This is a genomic window from Woeseia oceani, assembly GCF_001677435.1.
Lineage (GTDB): Bacteria > Pseudomonadota > Gammaproteobacteria > Steroidobacterales > Woeseiaceae > Woeseia > Woeseia oceani.
This window is the reverse complement of the sequence record NZ_CP016268.1, coordinates 3,393,527-3,411,187: the sequence shown is the minus strand read 5'-3', so window position 1 is coordinate 3,411,187 and position 17,661 is coordinate 3,393,527. Positions and strand designations below refer to the sequence as shown.

The window sequence follows — 17,661 nt, the reverse complement described above, 5'->3', positions numbered from 1 at the left end:
ATGAGCGGCTGGACAGCCCTATGGTAATGCGATTTGCGGCGGGCTTCCCATGCCCGCAGCGGCGGCGTAAGGTTGCCGGTCGCATGGCCGGCCGAGGGCGGCCGTGGGTGCGGCGGTGCTATGCTTTGCCTTCGGTGCCGCCGATCCGGCCGGTTCCGGTCTATTTTTGACCCAGCGCGCCACGGGGCGCAGCAAGCAGGCGAGTAGCAATGGCAACAAAACACATGAATGCGGCTCCGGGCGACTTTGCGCCATCGGTATTGATGCCTGGCGACCCTTTACGTGCCCGGTACATTGCCGAAAAATGGCTGGACGAACCGCGTCGCGTTACCGACGTGCGCAACATGTGGGGTTACACCGGCAGCTATCGCGGCATACCGGTCTCGGTCATGGCGCACGGCATGGGCATTCCGTCCGCGTCCATTTACTGCACCGAACTGGTTACCGAGTACGGCGTGAAACGCTTGATCCGCGTCGGTAGTTGCGGCACGACGCACCCTGACGTGAAGTTGCGCGATGTGTTGATTGCGATGGGCGCATCCACCGATTCCAATGTCAACCGGATGCGTTTCGGCGGCTTTGATCTCGCGCCCCTGGCCACGTTTTCGTTGGTCGCCAATGCGGTCCTCGCCGCTGAAGAAAACCAGGTGCGCTATCACGTAGGCAATATTTTCTCGGCTGATTTGTTCTACACGCCGCAGCCCGAGATGTTCGAAACTATGGCGAAGTACAATGTGCTGGGCGTGGAAATGGAAGCGGCCGGTATCTACCCGATCGCTGCCGAACACGGCGTTGAAGCACTCGCCATTTGCACGGTCAGCGATGACATCGTCAGTGGCGACGCGTTGTCGTCGGATGAGCGCCAGAATACCTTTGACGAGATGATCACCGTGGCCCTGGAGACGGTGCGCATGAGTGGAGATCCCCAGTGAGTGCCGCGCTGACGCCGGCGCCGCCGCTGCCCGACCTGAGCCAGGTGACGCGGGTAGACGAGGTTGGCGTGGCCGAGCGGGTCGCTCGCTTCCAGACCCGTTCGATCAAAACGGAATCCAAAACCGCCGCGTTGAAAATGATTTTGAGCATGATCGACCTGACCACGCTCGAAGGTCAGGATACGCCGGGCAAAGTGCGCCAGTTGTGCCAGAAGGCCATGCATTTGCACGATCAGTTGCCGGGCCTGCCGCACGTTGCGGCTGTCTGTGTTTACCCCACCATGGTCGGCATTGCCAGGAAAGCACTGGGCGACAGCGGCATAAACGTCGCATCGGTTGCGACGGCGTTCCCCAGTGGCATGGCGCCGCGTCACATCAAAATTGATGAAACGAAAATTGCGGTGGCGGAAGGCGCCGACGAAATCGACATGGTGATTTCTCGCGGTGCTTTTCTGCAAGGCGATTACCGCTTTGTATTCGACGAGATTGCGGCGGTTAAGGAAGCCTGCGGCGAAGCACATCTCAAGGTGATACTCGAAACCGGCGAGTTGAGCACGCTGGACAATGTGCGTCGTGCCAGCGTGCTGGCTATGCATGCAGGCGCTGATTTCATCAAAACCTCGACCGGCAAGATTCAACCTGCAGCCACTTTGCCGGTTACGTTTGTCATGTTGCAGGCGATTCGTGACTTCCATCGCGAGACCGGTCGCATGGTGGGCATGAAGCCGGCCGGCGGAATTTCGAACTCCAAACTCGCCATTCATTACTTGGTCATGCTGCGTGAAACGCTGGGCAATGCCTGGATGACGCCGGAGTGGTTTCGCTTCGGTGCCAGTTCACTGGCGAATGACGTATTGATGCAGCTGCAGAAACAGGCGACCGGCGTGTACCAGTCGGCCGATTACTTTTCCAAAGACTGAGTGGGCCTAAGCGTGGACACACAAGCAAACAAACTCGCATTCGACGGTGGCTGGGAGTACGCGCCAGCCCCCGAAAGCACGGATCACGTGAAGATCGACAAGCAATACGAGCTGTTCATTGGCGGTAAGTTTGTCGCGCCGGCCAAAGGTGGCTACTTCAATACCGTGAACCCGGCAACCGAGAAAAAACTCAGTCGCGTGGCACTGGCGACCGATGCCGACGTGAACAAGGCTGTGGCAGCCGCGCGCAAGGCATTCAATGGTCCGTGGTCAAAGATGAAGGCGGCCGAGCGCGGCAAGTACATCTACCGGATCGCCCGGATATTGCAGGAGCGTGCGCGCGAATTTTCGGTCATTGAGTCGCTGGACGGCGGCAAGCCCATCCGGGAATCCCGCGACATCGATATCCCGTTGGCGGCGGCGCACTTTTTCTATTACGCCGGCTGGGCTGATAAACTTGAGTACGCGTACCCCGGCCGCACAGCAAAGGCACTGGGTGTGGCGGGCCAGGTCATACCCTGGAATTTCCCATTGCTCATGGCGGCCTGGAAAATTGCACCGGCGCTGGCCTGCGGCAATACCGTGGTGCTCAAGCCGGCGGAAACCACGCCGTTGACCGCGTTGAAACTGGCTGAAGTGATTCAGGAGGCCGGTTTACCGGACGGCGTTGTGAATATTGTCACTGGCGCAGGTGAGACCGGTGCGGCCATCGTGAATCACGACGATGTCGACAAAGTGGCCTTTACCGGTTCAACCGGCGTGGGTCGGGCAATCATGAAATCGATCGCTGGCAGCGGCAAGAAGTACACGCTGGAGCTGGGCGGCAAGGCTGCCAATATTATCTTCGCCGATGCGGCGCTCGATCAGGCAGTGGAAGGCATCGTCAATGGCATCTTCTTCAATCAAGGGCACGTTTGCTGTGCAGGTTCACGTTTGCTGGTGCAGGAGTCGGTGGCCGACGATGTGATCGAGCGACTGCGTGAACGCATGGAAACGCTTATCGTCGGTGATCCGCTCGACAAGAACACGGACATCGGCGCGATTAATTCGAAGCAACAACTCGGCCGCATCGAGTCCTACCTGAAGCTGGGCGTTGCGGAAGGAGCGGCAATGCACCAGAGTTCCTGTAGCGTACCGGCCAAAGGCTATTGGTGCCGACCGACGATATTCACCGGTGTGTCGCAATCCAACCGGGTCGTGCAGGAAGAAATTTTCGGGCCGGTACTGGCAATCCAGACATTCCGTACGCTGGAGGAGGGTCTGAGCAAGGCGAACAACACGCAGTACGGTTTGTCGGGCGGCATCTGGACCGATAAAGGCTCCAGGATTTTCAAGATGACCCAGAACGTGCGTGCCGGCGTGATCTGGGCGAACACCTTCAACAAGTTTGATCCGACCTCGCCGTTCGGCGGCTACAAGGAATCGGGCGTGGGCCGGGAAGGCGGTCTGCACGGTCTTGGCGCTTATCTGAACCTGGAGTCCTGAGATGGCAACACAAGCAGCACGTATCCCGGTCGCCAAGACCTACAAGATCTACATCGGCGGCAAGTTTCCGCGTACGGAGTCCGGGCGCTACTACGATCTGCAAAACGCGAAAGGCAAAGTCATTGCCAATATTTGTCGCTCCAGTCGCAAGGACTTTCGCAATGCGGTAGTTGCCGCGCGTGCCGCACAGCCCGGCTGGGCGTCAGCCAGTGCTTATCTGCGCGGACAGATTCTTTACCGCATTGCGGAAATGCTGGAAGGCCGTCGTGAACAGTTCATCGCCGAAATGACGGTGCAGGGTGTGGGCAAGAAAGCAGCGACTGAGGAAGTGGACGCGGCTGTAGACCGCTTGATTTACTACGCGGGCTGGGCCGACAAGTACCAGCAGATTTTTTCCGCGGTTAATCCGGTTGCGTCATCGCATTTCAATTTTTCAGTTCTCGAAGCAACCGGTGTGGTGTCGATACTGGCACCCGAAAGCAGTGGTTTGCTGGGTCTGGTGTCGAACATTGCACCGACCATTGTCGGCGGCAATAGCTGCGTGGTGCTGGCGTCGGAATCATTGCCACTGAACGCGGTCAGTTTTGCCGAAGTGCTGCACGCGTCCGATGTGCCAGGCGGCGTTGTGAATTTGCTGACCGGTTACCGCAGCGAGCTGGCCGGACAATTCGCCTCGCACATGGATGTGAATGCGGTGATTTGCTGCGATGCCGATGACGACACGGCGGCCGATATTCAGGTCAAAGCCGCTGACAATATCAAGCGGGTCATCGCCCGGGACGGCATCAACTGGAGCAAGGCGACGGCGGCGAGTCCCTATTTCGTTGCCGATGTGCAGGAAACCAAAACAACCTGGCACCCGATCGGCAGCTAGGCATCCGCTGCTGCGATCAGTGCGCGTGATCGATCATCCGCGTTTCACCCGGGGTCGTGAATAAATCAACGCCCTGCAAGGCGGGGTCCCGCTTGTTCTCCTGTTGCGGCACGCTGACCGGTACGTGCACGCCCACCGCATGGCCAGCGCGAATCCTCGTGGTCAGAACGTCCTTGCCGCTGTTCGACAAAAAGAACCAGTAAGGCGGAAATGCCATTTCCGGGTATCGTTGTCGCCAGTATTCGGGGTCATTCGCGAAATGGGCGTCACGGGTATCGGCGTCGCCCAGATGCAGCACGGTGGGGCCGTCATCCAGCGTGACGCGCCAGGCAATGTTTTCAACGTCAGTCCGCCTATCTGGCCATCCCGAATGCGGAATGCGCACGGCCTCAATCAGCAGCCCCGGCCTTGTGTAACTGACCGGCGCATCGCGATAGGCGAGGTTGACCGCCGTGACGCGCTCGAACAGGGACTCGTCATCGTCGAACTTGCGCATTGCCGCCACGGCCTGGCGTGGTGCAAACAGCAGCAACTGCGGCTGCTGGCGCAGCAGGATGAGCATCTCGTCGGGTGCAAAATGGTCGTCGTGGTAGTGACTGATGAACACGGCATCGATGCCATCCCACGGCGCGCTGCCCTCGAACAGCGCAGCGCGCATTGCATCCGGAACTAAACGGTACTGTCCGTAACTCTCGCGGAACAACGGATCAAACAGGATCTTGGTATCTCCGTGCGCGACCATGAGGCCTTCGTTCGCAAGGTAGTGCGCAACAGCATCGTCGTGAGCTTGCGCGGATGTCAGCAGGGTCAGCGCAATGAACAGTACGGTCAGCTTGCTGTGCACGTTGATACCTCCGTCTAGTCGAGTTCGTCCAGCGCGTCCTTGTCGATGCGGGCACCGATCTGCTGGATGACCTGGGTCGCACAGAAGGTGCCGGCCCGGGCGCATTTGTCCAATGACATGCCATTGGTATAGGCGTACAGGAAACCGGCTGTAAAGGAGTCACCAGCGCCGGTGGAATCGACGACCTTGTCGACCCGGATGGCATCCTGCTGGATCTGCTTTTCGCCCTTGATGAGCACGGAACCTTTGGCAGAGCGGGTGATGACGAACAACGGTGGCAATTGTGCCGCCAGCGGTGGAACTTCTTCGAAGGTCTTGACCTGCAGCAGCGCCATCATTTCGTCTTCGTCTGCAAACACGAGATCCGCAGCGTCGCGAACGAAGCTGGCGAATTCCTTTTGATGGCGTTCGACGCACATGGAATCGGATAAAGACAGCGCAACTTTGCCACCGGCCTTGCGGACCAGTTCAACGGCGGCTGCGGCTAGCGCGGGGCCTTCGGCGATATCCCAGACATAGCCTTCCAGCAACGCAATGTCGGGTTCGCCTACGGTCGCCGCGGTGATGTCAGCAACGGCGAGTTCCGTGCAGGCACCCAAATACGTTTGCATGGTGCGCTGGCCGTCCGGCGTGATCAGAATGTGACTGCGCGCGGTTGCCGCGCCATCGGTCGCCGGTGGCAGTCGCACGTCCACGCCGAGCGAGCGCATATCGTGCGTGAAAATGTCGCCGAGCTGATCGTTCCTGACTTTGCCGATGTAGGCAGCGCGACCACCGAGGCTGGCGAAGCCGGCGACGGTGTTGGCAACTGAGCCGCCGGACATTTCCGTTGCAGGCCCCATCATGTCGTAAATTTCGCGGGCACGAGCTTCATCAATCAGCGTCATCGAGCCGGGCGGTGCGTTCACCTTGTCGAGAAAATCGGCTTCAACGTTGGCGAGAATATCGACGATGGCGTTGGAAATTCCAAGAAGTTTGACAGTCATGTGGTGCTGGTTCCGGGCAAAAAAGGGGCATAGCGTACCACCGTCGGCGGATTTTTCAGGCCAAAATGCAGCCTCGCCGGGCAACGCCTGCAGTGACCTGGTAGCGGCGTGGAACCGGCAGTGCGGCACAGAAGGCGGCCCGGCCGCGCGTGCCTGCCAGTCCATGCATGCGACCATCGGGTTATGACACGAGCATGTGTGTCAGCGGCGGTGCGGCATGGAGCGCCGTTGTGCGCATTCTGCGGCGTGCATTGGCCGCACGGCTCGTTGCCAATCGGCCGACGTGTTGCGGGTCCACGGCGGCAAGGACTTGCGTTGCTAGATGTCGTTTGCTTTTGCGGCCGCGGCGATGTGTTCAGCGGCACGAAAGGCCAATGCCATAATGGTCATGGTTGGCTGGCCGCGACCCGAGGTCACAAAGCTCGAGCCATCGCAGATAAATAAGTTCTTCACGTCATGGCTGCGATGGTGTTTGTCGACGACCGAAGTCTCGGCGTCGTCGCCCATCCGACAGGTGCCGAGCAGGTGGGCGCCGCTGGATTGTGCTTCAACGGGGAATGACCACGATTGTTCCGCGCCCGCTGCATCCATCAATTCAAGCGACTTCTGGCGGAAGAATTCCGAAATTGCCAAATCATCGTCGTGGTCTCTGTAAGTCAGGCGCAATGCCGCGCGACCCCACTGGTCTTTGTAGGTGGGGTCCAGTGTGATGTTGTTACGATCCTGTGCGAGCGACGTGGTATTGCCCAGTATCGTCATCTGCCGGGTGTAGTTGTGCGCCAGCGCCTCTTTGTATTCCCGGCCCCAAGAGCGCACGTTGGGTGGCGCACCGGCCATGGCGAACAAGATCGGCGTCGCCGAGAACAGCGGTCTCGCATCGATTCCGCCGCCACCGTAGTAGCCGCGTTTCGGATCCGACTCGTAGAAGTCGTGAATGATGCGGGTTACCTGGATGCTCTTGTAGTCGTTCAGTTGTTCTGCGAACACGCCATTGGCAATGGAGTGACCATTGAACATCAGGTTGCGACCTACGAAGCCACTGGAGTTGCCCAGCCCGTCCGGGTGTCGGGCGCTGGCTGAGTCGAGCAGCAGTCGTGGTGTCTCGGCGCCGTTTGCGGACAGGACGACCGCCTTCGCTTTCTGCGAGCGTTGCTTGCCGTCAGCGTCGAAGTAGAGCACTTCGTCGATCTTGCCGGCGTCGTTGATTTCCAGTCGGTAGACCGTACTGAGTGGCCGTATTTCGCATTTGCCGCTTGCCAGTGCCTGCGGAATAACGGTAGCCAGGGTTGACGATTTGGCGCCGACCTCGCAACCAAACCCCATGCAATAGCCGCAATGGATACACGGCGCGCGACCGTTGTGCGGTTTCGACAATATCGCCACCGGTGCCGGTTGCGGGTGCAGTCCGAGCTTCAACGCGCCGCGTTCGAGCAATGCGCCGGACGATTTCACGGGCATGGGTGGCGTTGGGTACGGTCGCGAGCGGGGTGCGTCGAACGGCCCGGGAGTGCCGGACACACCGATCTCCCAGTCCACCCGTGTGTAGTAGGGCTCGAGTTCGCTGTAACTGATGGGCCAGTCGGCGAAATTCGTGCCACTGATCGCACCCAACTGGCTGCGTTCATTGAAATCGATCTCGCGAAAGCGCCAGTAGTTGCCGGTGAAGTGCACGCTGCTGCCGCCGACGGTCTTCGCGTATTCGGCTGGCTGGCGAAACGGGTGCGGTTCCGCGATATCGCTTTCGTCATGACGAAAGGTCTGGCTGGCCCGCGCTGCGCTGCCGCCGAGCAGCTCGCCGTTAAAGGCGACGCCAATTTCGTCGTGGGTGAAATCGGCGGCGGTTCGAAACGGGCCCTGTTCCAGCACCACCACGTCAAAGCCTTTAGCCGACAGTTCGCGCGCCAGTATCCCGCCCGCCGAGCCTGAGCCGACAATGACGAAATCAACGGCCTGGTCGTTCCTGTAATGAACCTGGGACTCATTCGCCATTTTCTTGTCCCTCCCGGTAGGCCGCGTCATAGAACCCGAAAGGCGGCTGATAGCCGTGCTGATGCGGATCCAGCCCCAGTAACTTCCAGCCAACGTGATCGCGATTGCCACCGTATTGAGTCATGCCGAACATGCCCATCAGCGTCAACGTGTGGACGAAGCCGAAAAATGGCGTGTCTTCCTGACTGGCGAGGTAGGCGTTCTGCTCGGACTCGTCGAGGTCGGAATAGCGCTTGGCGCCCGCGTAGCGGTCAGCTATGGGCTGTTCGAAGGCAGCGAGGCCGCTGCGCAGGGATTCGAGTTGCGGAGCGGCGAAATCACCGAGGGCTTTGTCGATGAACCAGACCACGCCGGCTTCTGTGGCGCCGGGCGTGTCGGTCGTCGGCAGGATGCTGGCACTGATCGCTTCAAGTTCGCGGGCTTCAGCGGCGCTCAGGACTGCAAATGCCGCAGCTTCGTCGCGTGCGCTGCAGGCCGCCTGGAGCAGCGCGGCGAGGCCTGGAATGCCTGCGCGTAACGCGGCCGAGCCGGTAAGCGACCCCGTGCCTTGCAAAAACAGGCGTCGTGACACTGTACTGCCGTCCATATTCTCCCCCGATAAACAGACTGGCTTGTGTGCCCGACGCTAACACAGTCCCGGGTTTCCCGGTTAGTTCCGCGGTTCCCGACTACCGGCCTGAACCGAGATCACCTAGTATGGTCTGCAATTGGAGCGACACGAATTACAGACGATGACGGTTGCGGACATTTCATGGGCAAACTGACCACGCACGTACTGGACACAGCTCAAGGCCGGCCCGGGCAGGGCATTGAGATCAGTTTGTGGCGGCTGGGTGCGGAGCGCGCCCTGGTAAAACGTGCAATAACCAATAAGGACGGCAGAACCGATGCGCCGTTGCTCGACGAAGCCGACTGGCAGGCCGGTCGTTACGAGCTGGAGTTTTCGGTCGCCGCATACTTTGCGCGCAGCGCGCTTGCGCAGTCCGACCCGCCATTCCTCGACGTCGTGGTTCTTCGTTTCGCATTGGCTGAAGACTCCCACTACCATGTACCGCTGCTGGTCTCACCGTGGAGTTACTCGACGTACCGTGGAAGCTGAGCCGTGTGCTGATATGAGCAATCACCGTACCGACAGGATTCGTTTTATTCTCGATGGCACTGTCATCGAGTTGCGCAATGTCGATCCAACCCGAACGGTGCTGCAGTACCTGCGCGAAGACCTGCATCGAACGGGTAGCAAAGAGGGCTGTGCCGAGGGTGATTGTGGTGCCTGTACCGTCGTCCTTGCGGAGGTAGGCAAAGACAATCGCCTGCATGCGCGAGCGATCAATGCCTGCATACAGTTCCTGCCAACACTCGATGGCAAGGAGTTGTTAACGGTAGAGAGTTTGCGTGGCAGCGATGGCAGTTTGCACCCGGTGCAGCAAGCCATGGTCAATTGCCATGGTTCACAATGCGGCTTCTGCACGCCCGGCTTCGTTATGTCGCTGTTCGCGCTGTACAAGAACGCGCAATCACCAAGTCGGGTGACCATCGATAATGCGCTGGCGGGTAATCTGTGCCGTTGCACGGGTTACCGACCCATCGTGGATGCGGCCAGGGCGATGTACGGGTGTGCATCGGAACGCAGTGACAACTGGTTACTGGCCGCTTGCAGTTCGGGTCCGGCAAGTTCGGACGAGAAGCGGCGGGTCGAGCGTCTGCAATCCATTCAGCACGGCGACACCGTTGCACTTGAGTACGGTGCGAAACGGTATTTTGCACCACGCTCATGCAACGAGCTGGCGGAATTGCTGGGTGCCTGGCCGGATGCGCGGCTGCTGGCGGGCGGTACTGACGTCGGTTTGTGGGTTACCAAGCAGCACCGTGAACTCGATACGGTGATCTACACCGGCCGGGTCACGGAACTGTGCGGACAAGGCGTAGCCGATGACGCGATCAACATCGGGGCGGCCGTGACACTCGCCGAGGCGATGCCGCTGCTTCTGCGGCATTTCCCGGCCTTGCATGAGCTGTTGTTGCGGTTCGCGTCGCCGCCCATACGCAATGCCGGAACGCTGGGCGGCAACGTCGCAAATGGCTCTCCCATTGGTGATTCCATGCCGGCGTTGCTGGTTGCTGATGCCTGTCTGCGCCTGCGCAGTGCGAACGGCACACGGGAACTGCCACTCGCGAAGTTCTATCTCGATTACCAGAAAAACGCGCTGCGGACCGGCGAGTTCGTTGAACAGATAATCATTCCGTTGCCGTCTGCCGGCGACGAGCTGCGCACGTATAAAATTTCCAAGCGTTTTGATCAGGACATTTCCGCGGTCTGTGGTGCGTACCGATTGCGCTTCGACGACGACGGACGGATCGTGGAAGCGCGAATTGCGTACGGTGGACTGGCCGCAACACCGCGGCGTGCGCATCGCTGCGAGGCCGTGTTGCAGGGCGCGCTGCCGAGCACTGATCTGACCCATAAGGCACAGCAAGCATTGCGCGAGGATTTCGAGCCGATCAGCGACATGCGTGCGAGCGATCAGTACCGCCGCCAGGTCGCAGGGAATCTTCTGCAACGCCTCTTCATGGATATTTCCGCGGCGCAAAGCGGCGCGGAACTCACCGGGATCTACGAGTATGGACGCGCACGCGAAGCCTGACGCTGGCGGTTCCGTTGCCGGTGCGGCTGGCAGCGCGATCCCGCACGACAGCAGTCATCTGCACGTTAGCGGCGAGGCGACGTACACCGACGATATCCCCGAACCACGCGGCGTGTTGCACCTCGCGGTTGGTATGAGCACGCGGCCGCACGCACGCATCGTTGCCATGGATTTCGATGCTGTGCGCCGCGCGCCCGGCGTGGTCGAGGTGCTGACGGCAGACGATATCCCCGGCGACAACAACTGCGGTCCGGTCGTCGCGGATGACCCGATACTGGCACCGGGACTGGTGCAATACGTGGGTCAGGCCGTATTTGCAGTTGCCGCGCACACTGTCGAGCAGGCGCGCAAAGCGGTCGCGCTGGCCAGAATCGAATACGAAGACCTAGAGCCCGTGCTCGATATTCCGACGGCCATCGCCACCGGTTCGTTCGTCTTGCCCACGGAAACGCTGGAGCGCGGTGACACCGCCGCGGCACTCGACAAAGCGGCGCATCGGCTGCGCGGCGAGCTTGCGCTGGGCGGTCAGGATCAGTTCTACCTTGAAGGGCAGATCGCACTGGCGTTGCCACGGGAAGACGGCGACTTGTTCGTGTACAGCTCAACCCAGCATCCGGGTGAGGTGCAGCACCTGGTCGCGCATTCCCTGCGCCGTCATTCCAAAGACGTTGTGGTTGAGTGCCGTCGTATGGGCGGCGCATTCGGTGGCAAAGAAAGTCAGGCGGCGTTGATCGCGTGTATTGCCGGCCTGATGGCGGACCGCACCAGGAAACCGTGCAAGCTGCGCCTCGATCGTGATGTCGACATGCTGATGACCGGCAAGCGACACGACTTCATCATTCACTACGATGTTGGTTTCGATGACAACGGCCGTATCGAGGGTATCGATTTCATGTTCGCATCGCGTTGCGGCATGTCGGCAGATCTGTCCGGTGCAATCAATGATCGCACCATGTTCCATTGTGACAATGCCTATTACCTGCCGAACGTGAAAATTCTCTCCCACCGCTGCAAGACACACACGGTTTCGAACACCGCGTTCCGTGGTTTCGGTGGTCCGCAAGGAATGTTCGGTATCGAGTACGCGATCGATGACATCGCGCGCTACCTGCGCAAAGATCCGCTGGAGGTGCGGCGCGCCAACTACTACGGTGTTGGGCAGCGCAACGTCACGCCGTACCAGCAAGTTGTTGACGACAACATTCTCGAAGAGATCACGCAAAAGCTTGTACGCACATCAGACTATGCAGAGCGCCGTGCCGAGGTTCGCGAATTCAATGCGCAGAGTCCGGTACTGAAGCGCGGACTGGCGTTTACGCCGGTGAAGTTTGGTATTTCATTCACGGCAACGCATTTGAATCAGGCCGGGGCGCTGCTACACGTGTACACGGACGGTACTGTGCATCTGAACCACGGCGGCACGGAAATGGGGCAGGGCCTGTTCACCAAGGTTGCCCAGGTGGTGGCCGATGAACTGCAGATAGACGTTGAGCGCATCAAAATCACCGCATCCGATACCAGCAAGGTGCCCAATGCCTCGGCGACGGCGGCATCGAGTGGCACGGATTTGAACGGTAAGGCGGCACAGGCAGCGGCTCAGACCATCAAGGCGCGGCTAACCCGCTTTGCGGCCGAACACTTCCGGGTTGCGGAATCCGCGGTGGTCTTTCGCAACAACGCTGTGCAGGCGGGCGATGCGACGGTCAGTTTCGCTGAGTTGGCGAAAATGGCCTGGTTTGCGCGCGTTCCCCTGTCGTCCACCGGCTTCTACAGCACACCGAAAATCAACTACGACCGCAGCACCTTCAGCGGACGTCCGTTCTATTATTTCGCGTACGGCGCGGCCGTGTCGGAAGTCATTATTGATACCTTGACCGGTGAGTACCGCACACTGCGCGTCGATATCCTGCACGATTGCGGACGCTCGCTGAACCCGGCGATCGACATGGGCCAGATTGAAGGCGGCTTCATTCAGGGCGTCGGCTGGCTCACCAGTGAAGAGTTGTGGTGGAACGATCAGGGTGAGCTGAAGACACATGCGCCATCGACGTACAAAATTCCGGTTTGCTCCGACGTACCAGAGGATTTCCGGGTCGAAATACTGGAGTCGGGACTGAACCGCGAAGACACGGTATTCCGTTCCAAGGCTGTTGGTGAACCGCCGTTAATGCTCGGTTTGTCGGTCTTTTATGCATTGCGCGATGCAATTGCGGCCGTCGGGCCTGACGGCTGCCTGCCCGGGCTGCGTGCACCGGCTACGCCGGAAGCGGTGCTTGCTGCTGTTAGTGCCGTGCGAGCGACGCAATGACGAGCTGGCAGCAAGAGGCGCATGAGTTATTGCAGGCGCAACGGCCTGCGGTCAGGGTTACGGTTGCCGGCATTCGTGGCTCCGCGCCACGCGAAGTGGGCGCCACTATGCTGGTCACCCCAAACGACCTGCGTGGCAGCATCGGTGGTGGTCAACTCGAATACCAGTGCGCGCAGATCGCGAGTCGCTATTTGCGCGGTGACGATGGCCGGTCAGGCGGCCTGCGCCGGTTTCCGCTGGGCAGTAATTGCGGGCAATGTTGCGGCGGGGTTGTCGATGTCCTGTTTCAACGCCTCGATGCCATCTCCTGCATGGATGATTTGCTCGCGCATTGGCAAGCTCGCGACAACAGCGTCTTGCTGACGGAACTGGATGCGGACGGCCTGCCCTGCAACCGGCTGCTGGCAGCCGACGGCCGGGCGACGGACGGCAACGATGTTGATGCGGCCGTGGTTGCGGCTGTCGCCGGCGCAACGGCAGCCCGGCGTATGGACACGCCGGGCCGCGCTGCGCGGTTTGCTCTGCTGGAACCATTGCAGACGCAGCCGTTCGACGTTGCCTTGTTCGGCGCCGGCCACGTTGGTAGCGCGTTGATCCCCTTGTTATCCGGCCTGCAGGCGTCTGTGCGCTGGATAGACAGCCGCCGCGATGTGTTTCCAGCAAGCCTGCCGCACACCGTGCAGGCACTGGAAACCGCCGACCCGGCGCGCGAAGTGGCAGCTTTGCCAGTGGGGGCCTATTGCCTGGTGATGACCCACAGCCATGCACTGGACTTCGAGATAACAGCGGCCATACTGCGCCGCGGCGAGTTCGCGTACTGCGGATTGATCGGTTCGCTGTCCAAACGTCGGCGGTTTGAGAGTCGTTTGCGCCAGGCCGGCTTTGGGGATCAGGCATTGCAACGACTCACCTGCCCCATCGGCATCCGTGGCATCAGTGGCAAGCAGCCACCGGAAATCGCCATCGCGGTGGCGGCGGACTTGTTACGGCGACGCGAGCGCCGGCAGGCCGCATTCACCAGCAACACGGCCAGCGTGCAGGCGTTGCGGCCCCGGCAAAAGAATATCTAGATGGAAGCTTACGTAGTTGACTGGCTCAACCTGCTGGGGCGCTGGGTGCACCTGATTACCGGCGTGGCCTGGATCGGTTCGTCTTTTTATTTTATCTGGCTCGACAATCACCTGGTGCCGCCGGCTGCCAGCGACGATGACGCGAAGGGTGTTGGTGGTGAACTCTGGTCGGTGCACGGCGGTGGTTTTTATCACGCGCAAAAGTACCGTGTGGCGCCAGCGCAGATTCCTCCAACACTGCACTGGTTCAAATGGGAGGCATACAGCACCTGGTTTTCCGGCATGTTCCTGCTGGCCTTGATCTACTGGTACGGCGCAAGTATCTACCTGATTGATCCGACGGTTGCGGACCTGTCGCCGCTTGCCGCCGTCGGCATCGGCGTGGCCGTTCTGCTGTTCGGCTGGAAAATTTACGACGGCTTGTGCCGCTCGCCACTGGGCAATAACGAACGCGCGTTGAGTGCTGTGTTATTTGCCCTGGTTGCATTGCTCGCGTGGGGCTTGTGCCAGTTGTTCAGTGGACGCGGTGCGTATATTCATTACGGTGCCGTGCTCGGCTCGATCATGGTGGCGAATGTTTACTACGTGATCATTCCCGGACAGCGACGCATGGTTGCTGCGGCGGAACAGGGCAAGCTGCCTGATCCCGAAGACGGATTACGGGCGAAACAGCGTTCCGTGCACAACACCTATTTCACTTTGCCCGTGCTGTTCGTAATGACCAGCAACCATTTCGCAATGACGTTCAGCCACAAATACAACTGGCTGATCCTGATTGCCCTATCGTTGGCGGGGGCGTTGATTCGTGTCTGGTTTGTGGCGCGACACAAAGGTCGTGCCACGCCGCTACCGCTGGTTGTCGCTGGCGCATTGCTGTTGGCTGTCGCGGTCGCGATTGCACCGCGCTCCAGCGAGGCGGTTGCGAGAGACGTTACGCTTGCCGAGTTGCGGCCGGTGATAGAGGAGCGCTGCACGGTGTGTCATGCGGCACGGCCGACTCATCCTGCGTTTCCAGCCGCACCTGCGGGCGTGTTGCTGGAGACCGACGAACAAATTATCGCTGAACGCGAACGCATTTATCAGCAGACGGTCGTTACCCGGGTTATGCCGATAGGTAACCTGACCGGTATGAGTGATGACGAACGTTCGCAAGTTGATGCCTGGTACCGGAGTGCGGCAGACCACGATGACTGATCATTACCCACGCGATCTATGCGGCTATGCCAATCTGCCGCCCGATGCCGACTGGCCGCATGGCGCGCGCCTCGCGCTGCAGTTTGTTATCAACTATGAAGAAGGCGCGGAGAATTGCGTGCTGCATGGTGACAAGGCGTCGGAGGCCTTTTTGTCTGAAATCGTCGGCGCGCCGGCGATCGAGGGCATGCGCCACCTGAATATGGAGTCCCTTTATGAGTACGGAGCACGCGCCGGTTTCTGGCGCTTGCACCGGGTGTTCACGGAACGCAATTTACCGGTGACCGTGTTCGGCGTGGCCATGGCGCTGGCACGCAACCCGCATGTCGTTGACGCCATGTGGGCAGCGAACTGGGAAATCGCGAGTCACGGCTACCGCTGGATAGACTACCAGCACGTGGATATCGACACGGAACGCGCGCACTTGCAGCAGGCGATTGGCATTCATCAAAACGTCACCGGCGAGCGCCCAACGGGTTGGTATCTCGGCCGTTGCAGCCCGAACAGCCACAGGCTGGTGGCGGAAGAGGGCGGATTTCTCTACAACGCCGATACCTATGCCGATGATCTGCCGTACTGGGACTACCAGTTCGATACGCCGCAACTGATGGTGCCGTACACGCTGGATGCCAACGACATGCGCTTCGGAACGGCCCAGGGATTCAACTCCGGCCAGCAGTTTTACGACTACCTGAAGGACAGCTTCGATACCCTCTACGCCGAAGGGGCTGACAAGCCGAAAATGATGTCTGTCGGTTTGCATTGCCGGCTGGCGGGTCGTCCCGGGCGTACCGCGGCGCTTGTGCGTTTTCTTGATTACGTTGCGAAGCATGCTGATGTCTGGGTTTGCCGGCGTATCGATATCGCTGAACACTGGCGCAGCAAACACCCGCCAACAAACGGTCCACGTTCATGAGCGCCGCTGAGAAAGCCGCATTCGTTGCACGCTATGGCGGTATTTACGAGCACTCGAGCTGGGTTGCCGAGCGAGCCTGGGAGCTGCTCGGCGGTTCAGGCAATGCTGCGGAAATAGCCGCGACGCTGGCGCACTGCGTGGACGTCGCGACTGATGCCGAGAAACGGCGACTTATTTGCGCGCATCCGGATCTGGCCGGGCGTGCGGCCGTACGCGGCGAACTGACGGCAGAATCCAGCGGCGAGCAGGCGAGCGCCGGTATCGATCAATGCACAGCCGAAGAGTTTGCGCGTTTTCAGAAGCTGAATGACCGCTACAAGGAAAAGTTCGGGTTTCCTTTCGTAATGGCGGTGCGCGGCAGCAACCGACACGCTATTCTTGCCGCGTTCGAGGAGCGACTGCAGAACGATGCAGAAGCAGAGTTCGCCCGTGCACTCAGTGAAATACACAAGATCGCGCGCTTGCGGCTGGCGGTACAACTTGCGCAAAAGGAAACAGAGGCTTGAGCAAGAACCCGTTTCACCAGTGGTTGCCACTGGAACATCCGCGTTTGGGTACGCGCGTGGTCTATGCCAATGATGAGTTTTTTGCCGCCAAGGAACGGTTGATCGAGCCTGCGCCGCCGGTTTTCATTCCGGACAAGTACGATGACCACGGCAAGTGGATGGACGGTTGGGAAACACGTCGCAAGCGCGGCCCGGGACACGACTTCTGTGTCATCAGGCTGGGCATCCCTGGCGTTATTCGTGGCGTGGACATCGACACCAGTCACTTCACCGGCAATTATCCGCCGGCCGCGTCGCTCGACGCCTGCGTTTCGACAGATGATGTGCCGGATGACAGTGTCAAATGGGTTCCGCTGCTGCCACAAACACCGTTGCAGGGCGACGCGCATCACTGGCATGCAATCGACAATGACAACGCCTGCACCCACCTGCGCCTTAACATCTTTCCGGACGGCGGTATCGCCCGACTGCGTATTTTTGGTGAGGTGCAACCCGACTGGACACAAGTGGCCGACGACGAAGTAGTTGATCTTCTTGCGGTCGAGCGCGGCGGCCGGGCGCTCGCGGCCAGCGACGAGCATTTTGGTTCCATGCACAATCTGAACGTGGCGGGCAGGGGCATCAACATGGGCGATGGCTGGGAGACCGCCCGCCGCCGCGGCCCCGGCAACGACTGGTGTGTGCTGGCGCTGGGTCACAAAGGCATCATCGAGCGGGTTGAAGTCGATACCGCGCACTTCAAAGGCAACTACCCGGACCGTGTGCTGTTGCAAGCGGCAAACGTGGACGAGGCCAGTGTCAACGTGGTCGACCTCCCTGAAGTCAGCAAGTCCTGGCCGAGCCTGTTGGCAGAAAGCAAGCTGCATGCTGATCGACAGCATTTCTTTGAATCCGAACTGGCTGACATTGGTCCGGTCAGTCACGTACGAATGTCCATATTCCCGGACGGCGGTGTGAGTCGCCTGCGGGTCTACGGGCGCATTGCCAGGAGCTGA

At 60.0% G+C, this 17,661-nt stretch carries 16 protein-coding genes; 12 read left to right on the top strand and 4 right to left on the bottom strand.

The window, feature by feature from the left end; genetic code table 11:
• Positions 1 to 209: 209 nt before the first annotated feature.
• Genes deoD through BA177_RS15415 form a run of 4 tightly spaced genes read left to right on the top strand, consistent with a single transcriptional unit; the run spans position 210 to position 4,211 of the window.
• Positions 210 to 932 (top strand): purine-nucleoside phosphorylase, encoded by a 723-nt coding sequence (gene deoD, locus BA177_RS15430; RefSeq protein WP_068617659.1) that lies wholly within the window; start codon positions 210 to 212, stop codon positions 930 to 932.
• Positions 929 to 1,852, top strand: a complete 924-nt coding sequence (gene deoC, locus BA177_RS15425) for a deoxyribose-phosphate aldolase (RefSeq protein ID WP_197493143.1) — start codon at positions 929 to 931, stop codon at positions 1,850 to 1,852. The genes deoD and deoC overlap by 4 nt, the downstream gene beginning before the upstream one ends.
• Before the next feature lie 12 nt (positions 1,853 to 1,864).
• Positions 1,865 to 3,337 carry an aldehyde dehydrogenase family protein gene (locus tag BA177_RS15420; protein ID WP_068617657.1) on the top strand — a complete coding sequence of 491 codons (1,473 nt, stop codon included), beginning with the start codon at positions 1,865 to 1,867 and terminating at the stop codon, positions 3,335 to 3,337.
• Between the two features lies 1 nt (position 3,338).
• The gene (locus BA177_RS15415) at positions 3,339 to 4,211 is read left to right on the top strand and encodes an aldehyde dehydrogenase family protein (RefSeq protein WP_068617655.1); all 873 of its coding nucleotides are present in this window, start codon (positions 3,339 to 3,341) and stop codon (positions 4,209 to 4,211) included.
• A 16-nt stretch (positions 4,212 to 4,227) separates the two neighbouring features.
• On the opposite strand, the gene BA177_RS15410 is transcribed toward BA177_RS15415, so the two are convergent.
• From BA177_RS15410 to BA177_RS15395, 4 genes are all read right to left on the bottom strand, one after another.
• Entirely contained in the window at positions 4,228 to 5,055 is an 828-nt protein-coding gene (locus tag BA177_RS15410) for an MBL fold metallo-hydrolase (RefSeq protein ID WP_068617653.1), read from the bottom strand.
• 14 nt (positions 5,056 to 5,069) lie between these two features.
• Positions 5,070 to 6,041, bottom strand: coding sequence for an adenosine kinase (locus tag BA177_RS15405; protein ID WP_068617651.1), 972 nt, complete (start codon positions 6,039 to 6,041; stop codon positions 5,070 to 5,072).
• 318 nt (positions 6,042 to 6,359) lie between these two features.
• The gene (locus BA177_RS15400) at positions 6,360 to 8,030 is read right to left on the bottom strand and encodes a GMC family oxidoreductase (RefSeq protein ID WP_068617650.1); all 1,671 of its coding nucleotides are present in this window, start codon (positions 8,028 to 8,030) and stop codon (positions 6,360 to 6,362) included.
• Positions 8,020 to 8,616, bottom strand: a complete 597-nt coding sequence (locus BA177_RS15395) for a gluconate 2-dehydrogenase subunit 3 family protein (protein ID WP_068617648.1) — start codon at positions 8,614 to 8,616, stop codon at positions 8,020 to 8,022. Before BA177_RS15395 ends, BA177_RS15400 begins: the two co-directional genes overlap by 11 nt.
• A gap of 165 nt (positions 8,617 to 8,781) precedes the next feature.
• On the opposite strand from BA177_RS15395, the gene uraH reads away from it, so the two are divergent.
• The 8 genes from uraH to alc are packed head-to-tail and all read left to right on the top strand — an operon-like array spanning position 8,782 to position 17,661.
• The gene (uraH, locus tag BA177_RS15390) at positions 8,782 to 9,129 is read left to right on the top strand and encodes a hydroxyisourate hydrolase (protein ID WP_068617646.1); all 348 of its coding nucleotides are present in this window, start codon (positions 8,782 to 8,784) and stop codon (positions 9,127 to 9,129) included.
• Positions 9,130 to 9,142: 13 nt separating this feature from the next.
• Positions 9,143 to 10,672: a xanthine dehydrogenase small subunit gene (gene xdhA / locus BA177_RS15385; RefSeq protein WP_068619491.1), complete on the top strand. Its 1,530-nt coding sequence runs from the start codon at positions 9,143 to 9,145 to the stop codon at positions 10,670 to 10,672.
• Complete coding sequence (gene xdhB, locus BA177_RS15380; protein WP_068617644.1) at positions 10,650 to 12,980, top strand: xanthine dehydrogenase molybdopterin binding subunit; 2,331 nt, start codon at positions 10,650 to 10,652, stop codon at positions 12,978 to 12,980. Before xdhA ends, xdhB begins: the two co-directional genes overlap by 23 nt.
• Positions 12,977 to 14,050, top strand: coding sequence for a xanthine dehydrogenase accessory protein XdhC (gene xdhC / locus BA177_RS15375; protein WP_082990161.1), 1,074 nt, complete (start codon positions 12,977 to 12,979; stop codon positions 14,048 to 14,050). The genes xdhB and xdhC overlap by 4 nt, the downstream gene beginning before the upstream one ends.
• The gene (locus BA177_RS15370) at positions 14,051 to 15,244 is read left to right on the top strand and encodes a urate hydroxylase PuuD (RefSeq protein WP_068617642.1); all 1,194 of its coding nucleotides are present in this window, start codon (positions 14,051 to 14,053) and stop codon (positions 15,242 to 15,244) included.
• Positions 15,237 to 16,160, top strand: a complete 924-nt coding sequence (gene puuE / locus BA177_RS15365; protein ID WP_068617641.1) for an allantoinase PuuE — start codon at positions 15,237 to 15,239, stop codon at positions 16,158 to 16,160. Before BA177_RS15370 ends, puuE begins: the two co-directional genes overlap by 8 nt.
• The gene (gene uraD / locus BA177_RS15360; RefSeq protein ID WP_068617639.1) at positions 16,157 to 16,666 is read left to right on the top strand and encodes a 2-oxo-4-hydroxy-4-carboxy-5-ureidoimidazoline decarboxylase; all 510 of its coding nucleotides are present in this window, start codon (positions 16,157 to 16,159) and stop codon (positions 16,664 to 16,666) included. The genes puuE and uraD overlap by 4 nt, the downstream gene beginning before the upstream one ends.
• Positions 16,663 to 17,661, top strand: a complete 999-nt coding sequence (alc, locus tag BA177_RS15355; RefSeq protein WP_068617637.1) for an allantoicase — start codon at positions 16,663 to 16,665, stop codon at positions 17,659 to 17,661. The genes uraD and alc overlap by 4 nt, the downstream gene beginning before the upstream one ends.

Coding starts and splice junctions, on each gene's coding strand:
- deoD (WP_068617659.1), top strand. CDS start 210: ATGGCAACAAAACACATGAATGCGGCTCCGGGCGACTTTGCGCCATCG.
- BA177_RS15415 (WP_068617655.1), top strand. CDS start 3,339: ATGGCAACACAAGCAGCACGTATCCCGGTCGCCAAGACCTACAAGATC.
- BA177_RS15405 (WP_068617651.1), bottom strand. CDS start 6,041: ATGACTGTCAAACTTCTTGGAATTTCCAACGCCATCGTCGATATTCTC.
- BA177_RS15400 (WP_068617650.1), bottom strand. CDS start 8,030: ATGGCGAATGAGTCCCAGGTTCATTACAGGAACGACCAGGCCGTTGAT.
- BA177_RS15395 (WP_068617648.1), bottom strand. CDS start 8,616: ATGGACGGCAGTACAGTGTCACGACGCCTGTTTTTGCAAGGCACGGGG.
- uraH (WP_068617646.1), top strand. CDS start 8,782: ATGGGCAAACTGACCACGCACGTACTGGACACAGCTCAAGGCCGGCCC.
- xdhA (WP_068619491.1), top strand. CDS start 9,143: ATGAGCAATCACCGTACCGACAGGATTCGTTTTATTCTCGATGGCACT.
- xdhB (WP_068617644.1), top strand. CDS start 10,650: ATGGACGCGCACGCGAAGCCTGACGCTGGCGGTTCCGTTGCCGGTGCG.
- xdhC (WP_082990161.1), top strand. CDS start 12,977: ATGACGAGCTGGCAGCAAGAGGCGCATGAGTTATTGCAGGCGCAACGG.
- BA177_RS15370 (WP_068617642.1), top strand. CDS start 14,051: ATGGAAGCTTACGTAGTTGACTGGCTCAACCTGCTGGGGCGCTGGGTG.
- puuE (WP_068617641.1), top strand. CDS start 15,237: ATGACTGATCATTACCCACGCGATCTATGCGGCTATGCCAATCTGCCG.
- uraD (WP_068617639.1), top strand. CDS start 16,157: ATGAGCGCCGCTGAGAAAGCCGCATTCGTTGCACGCTATGGCGGTATT.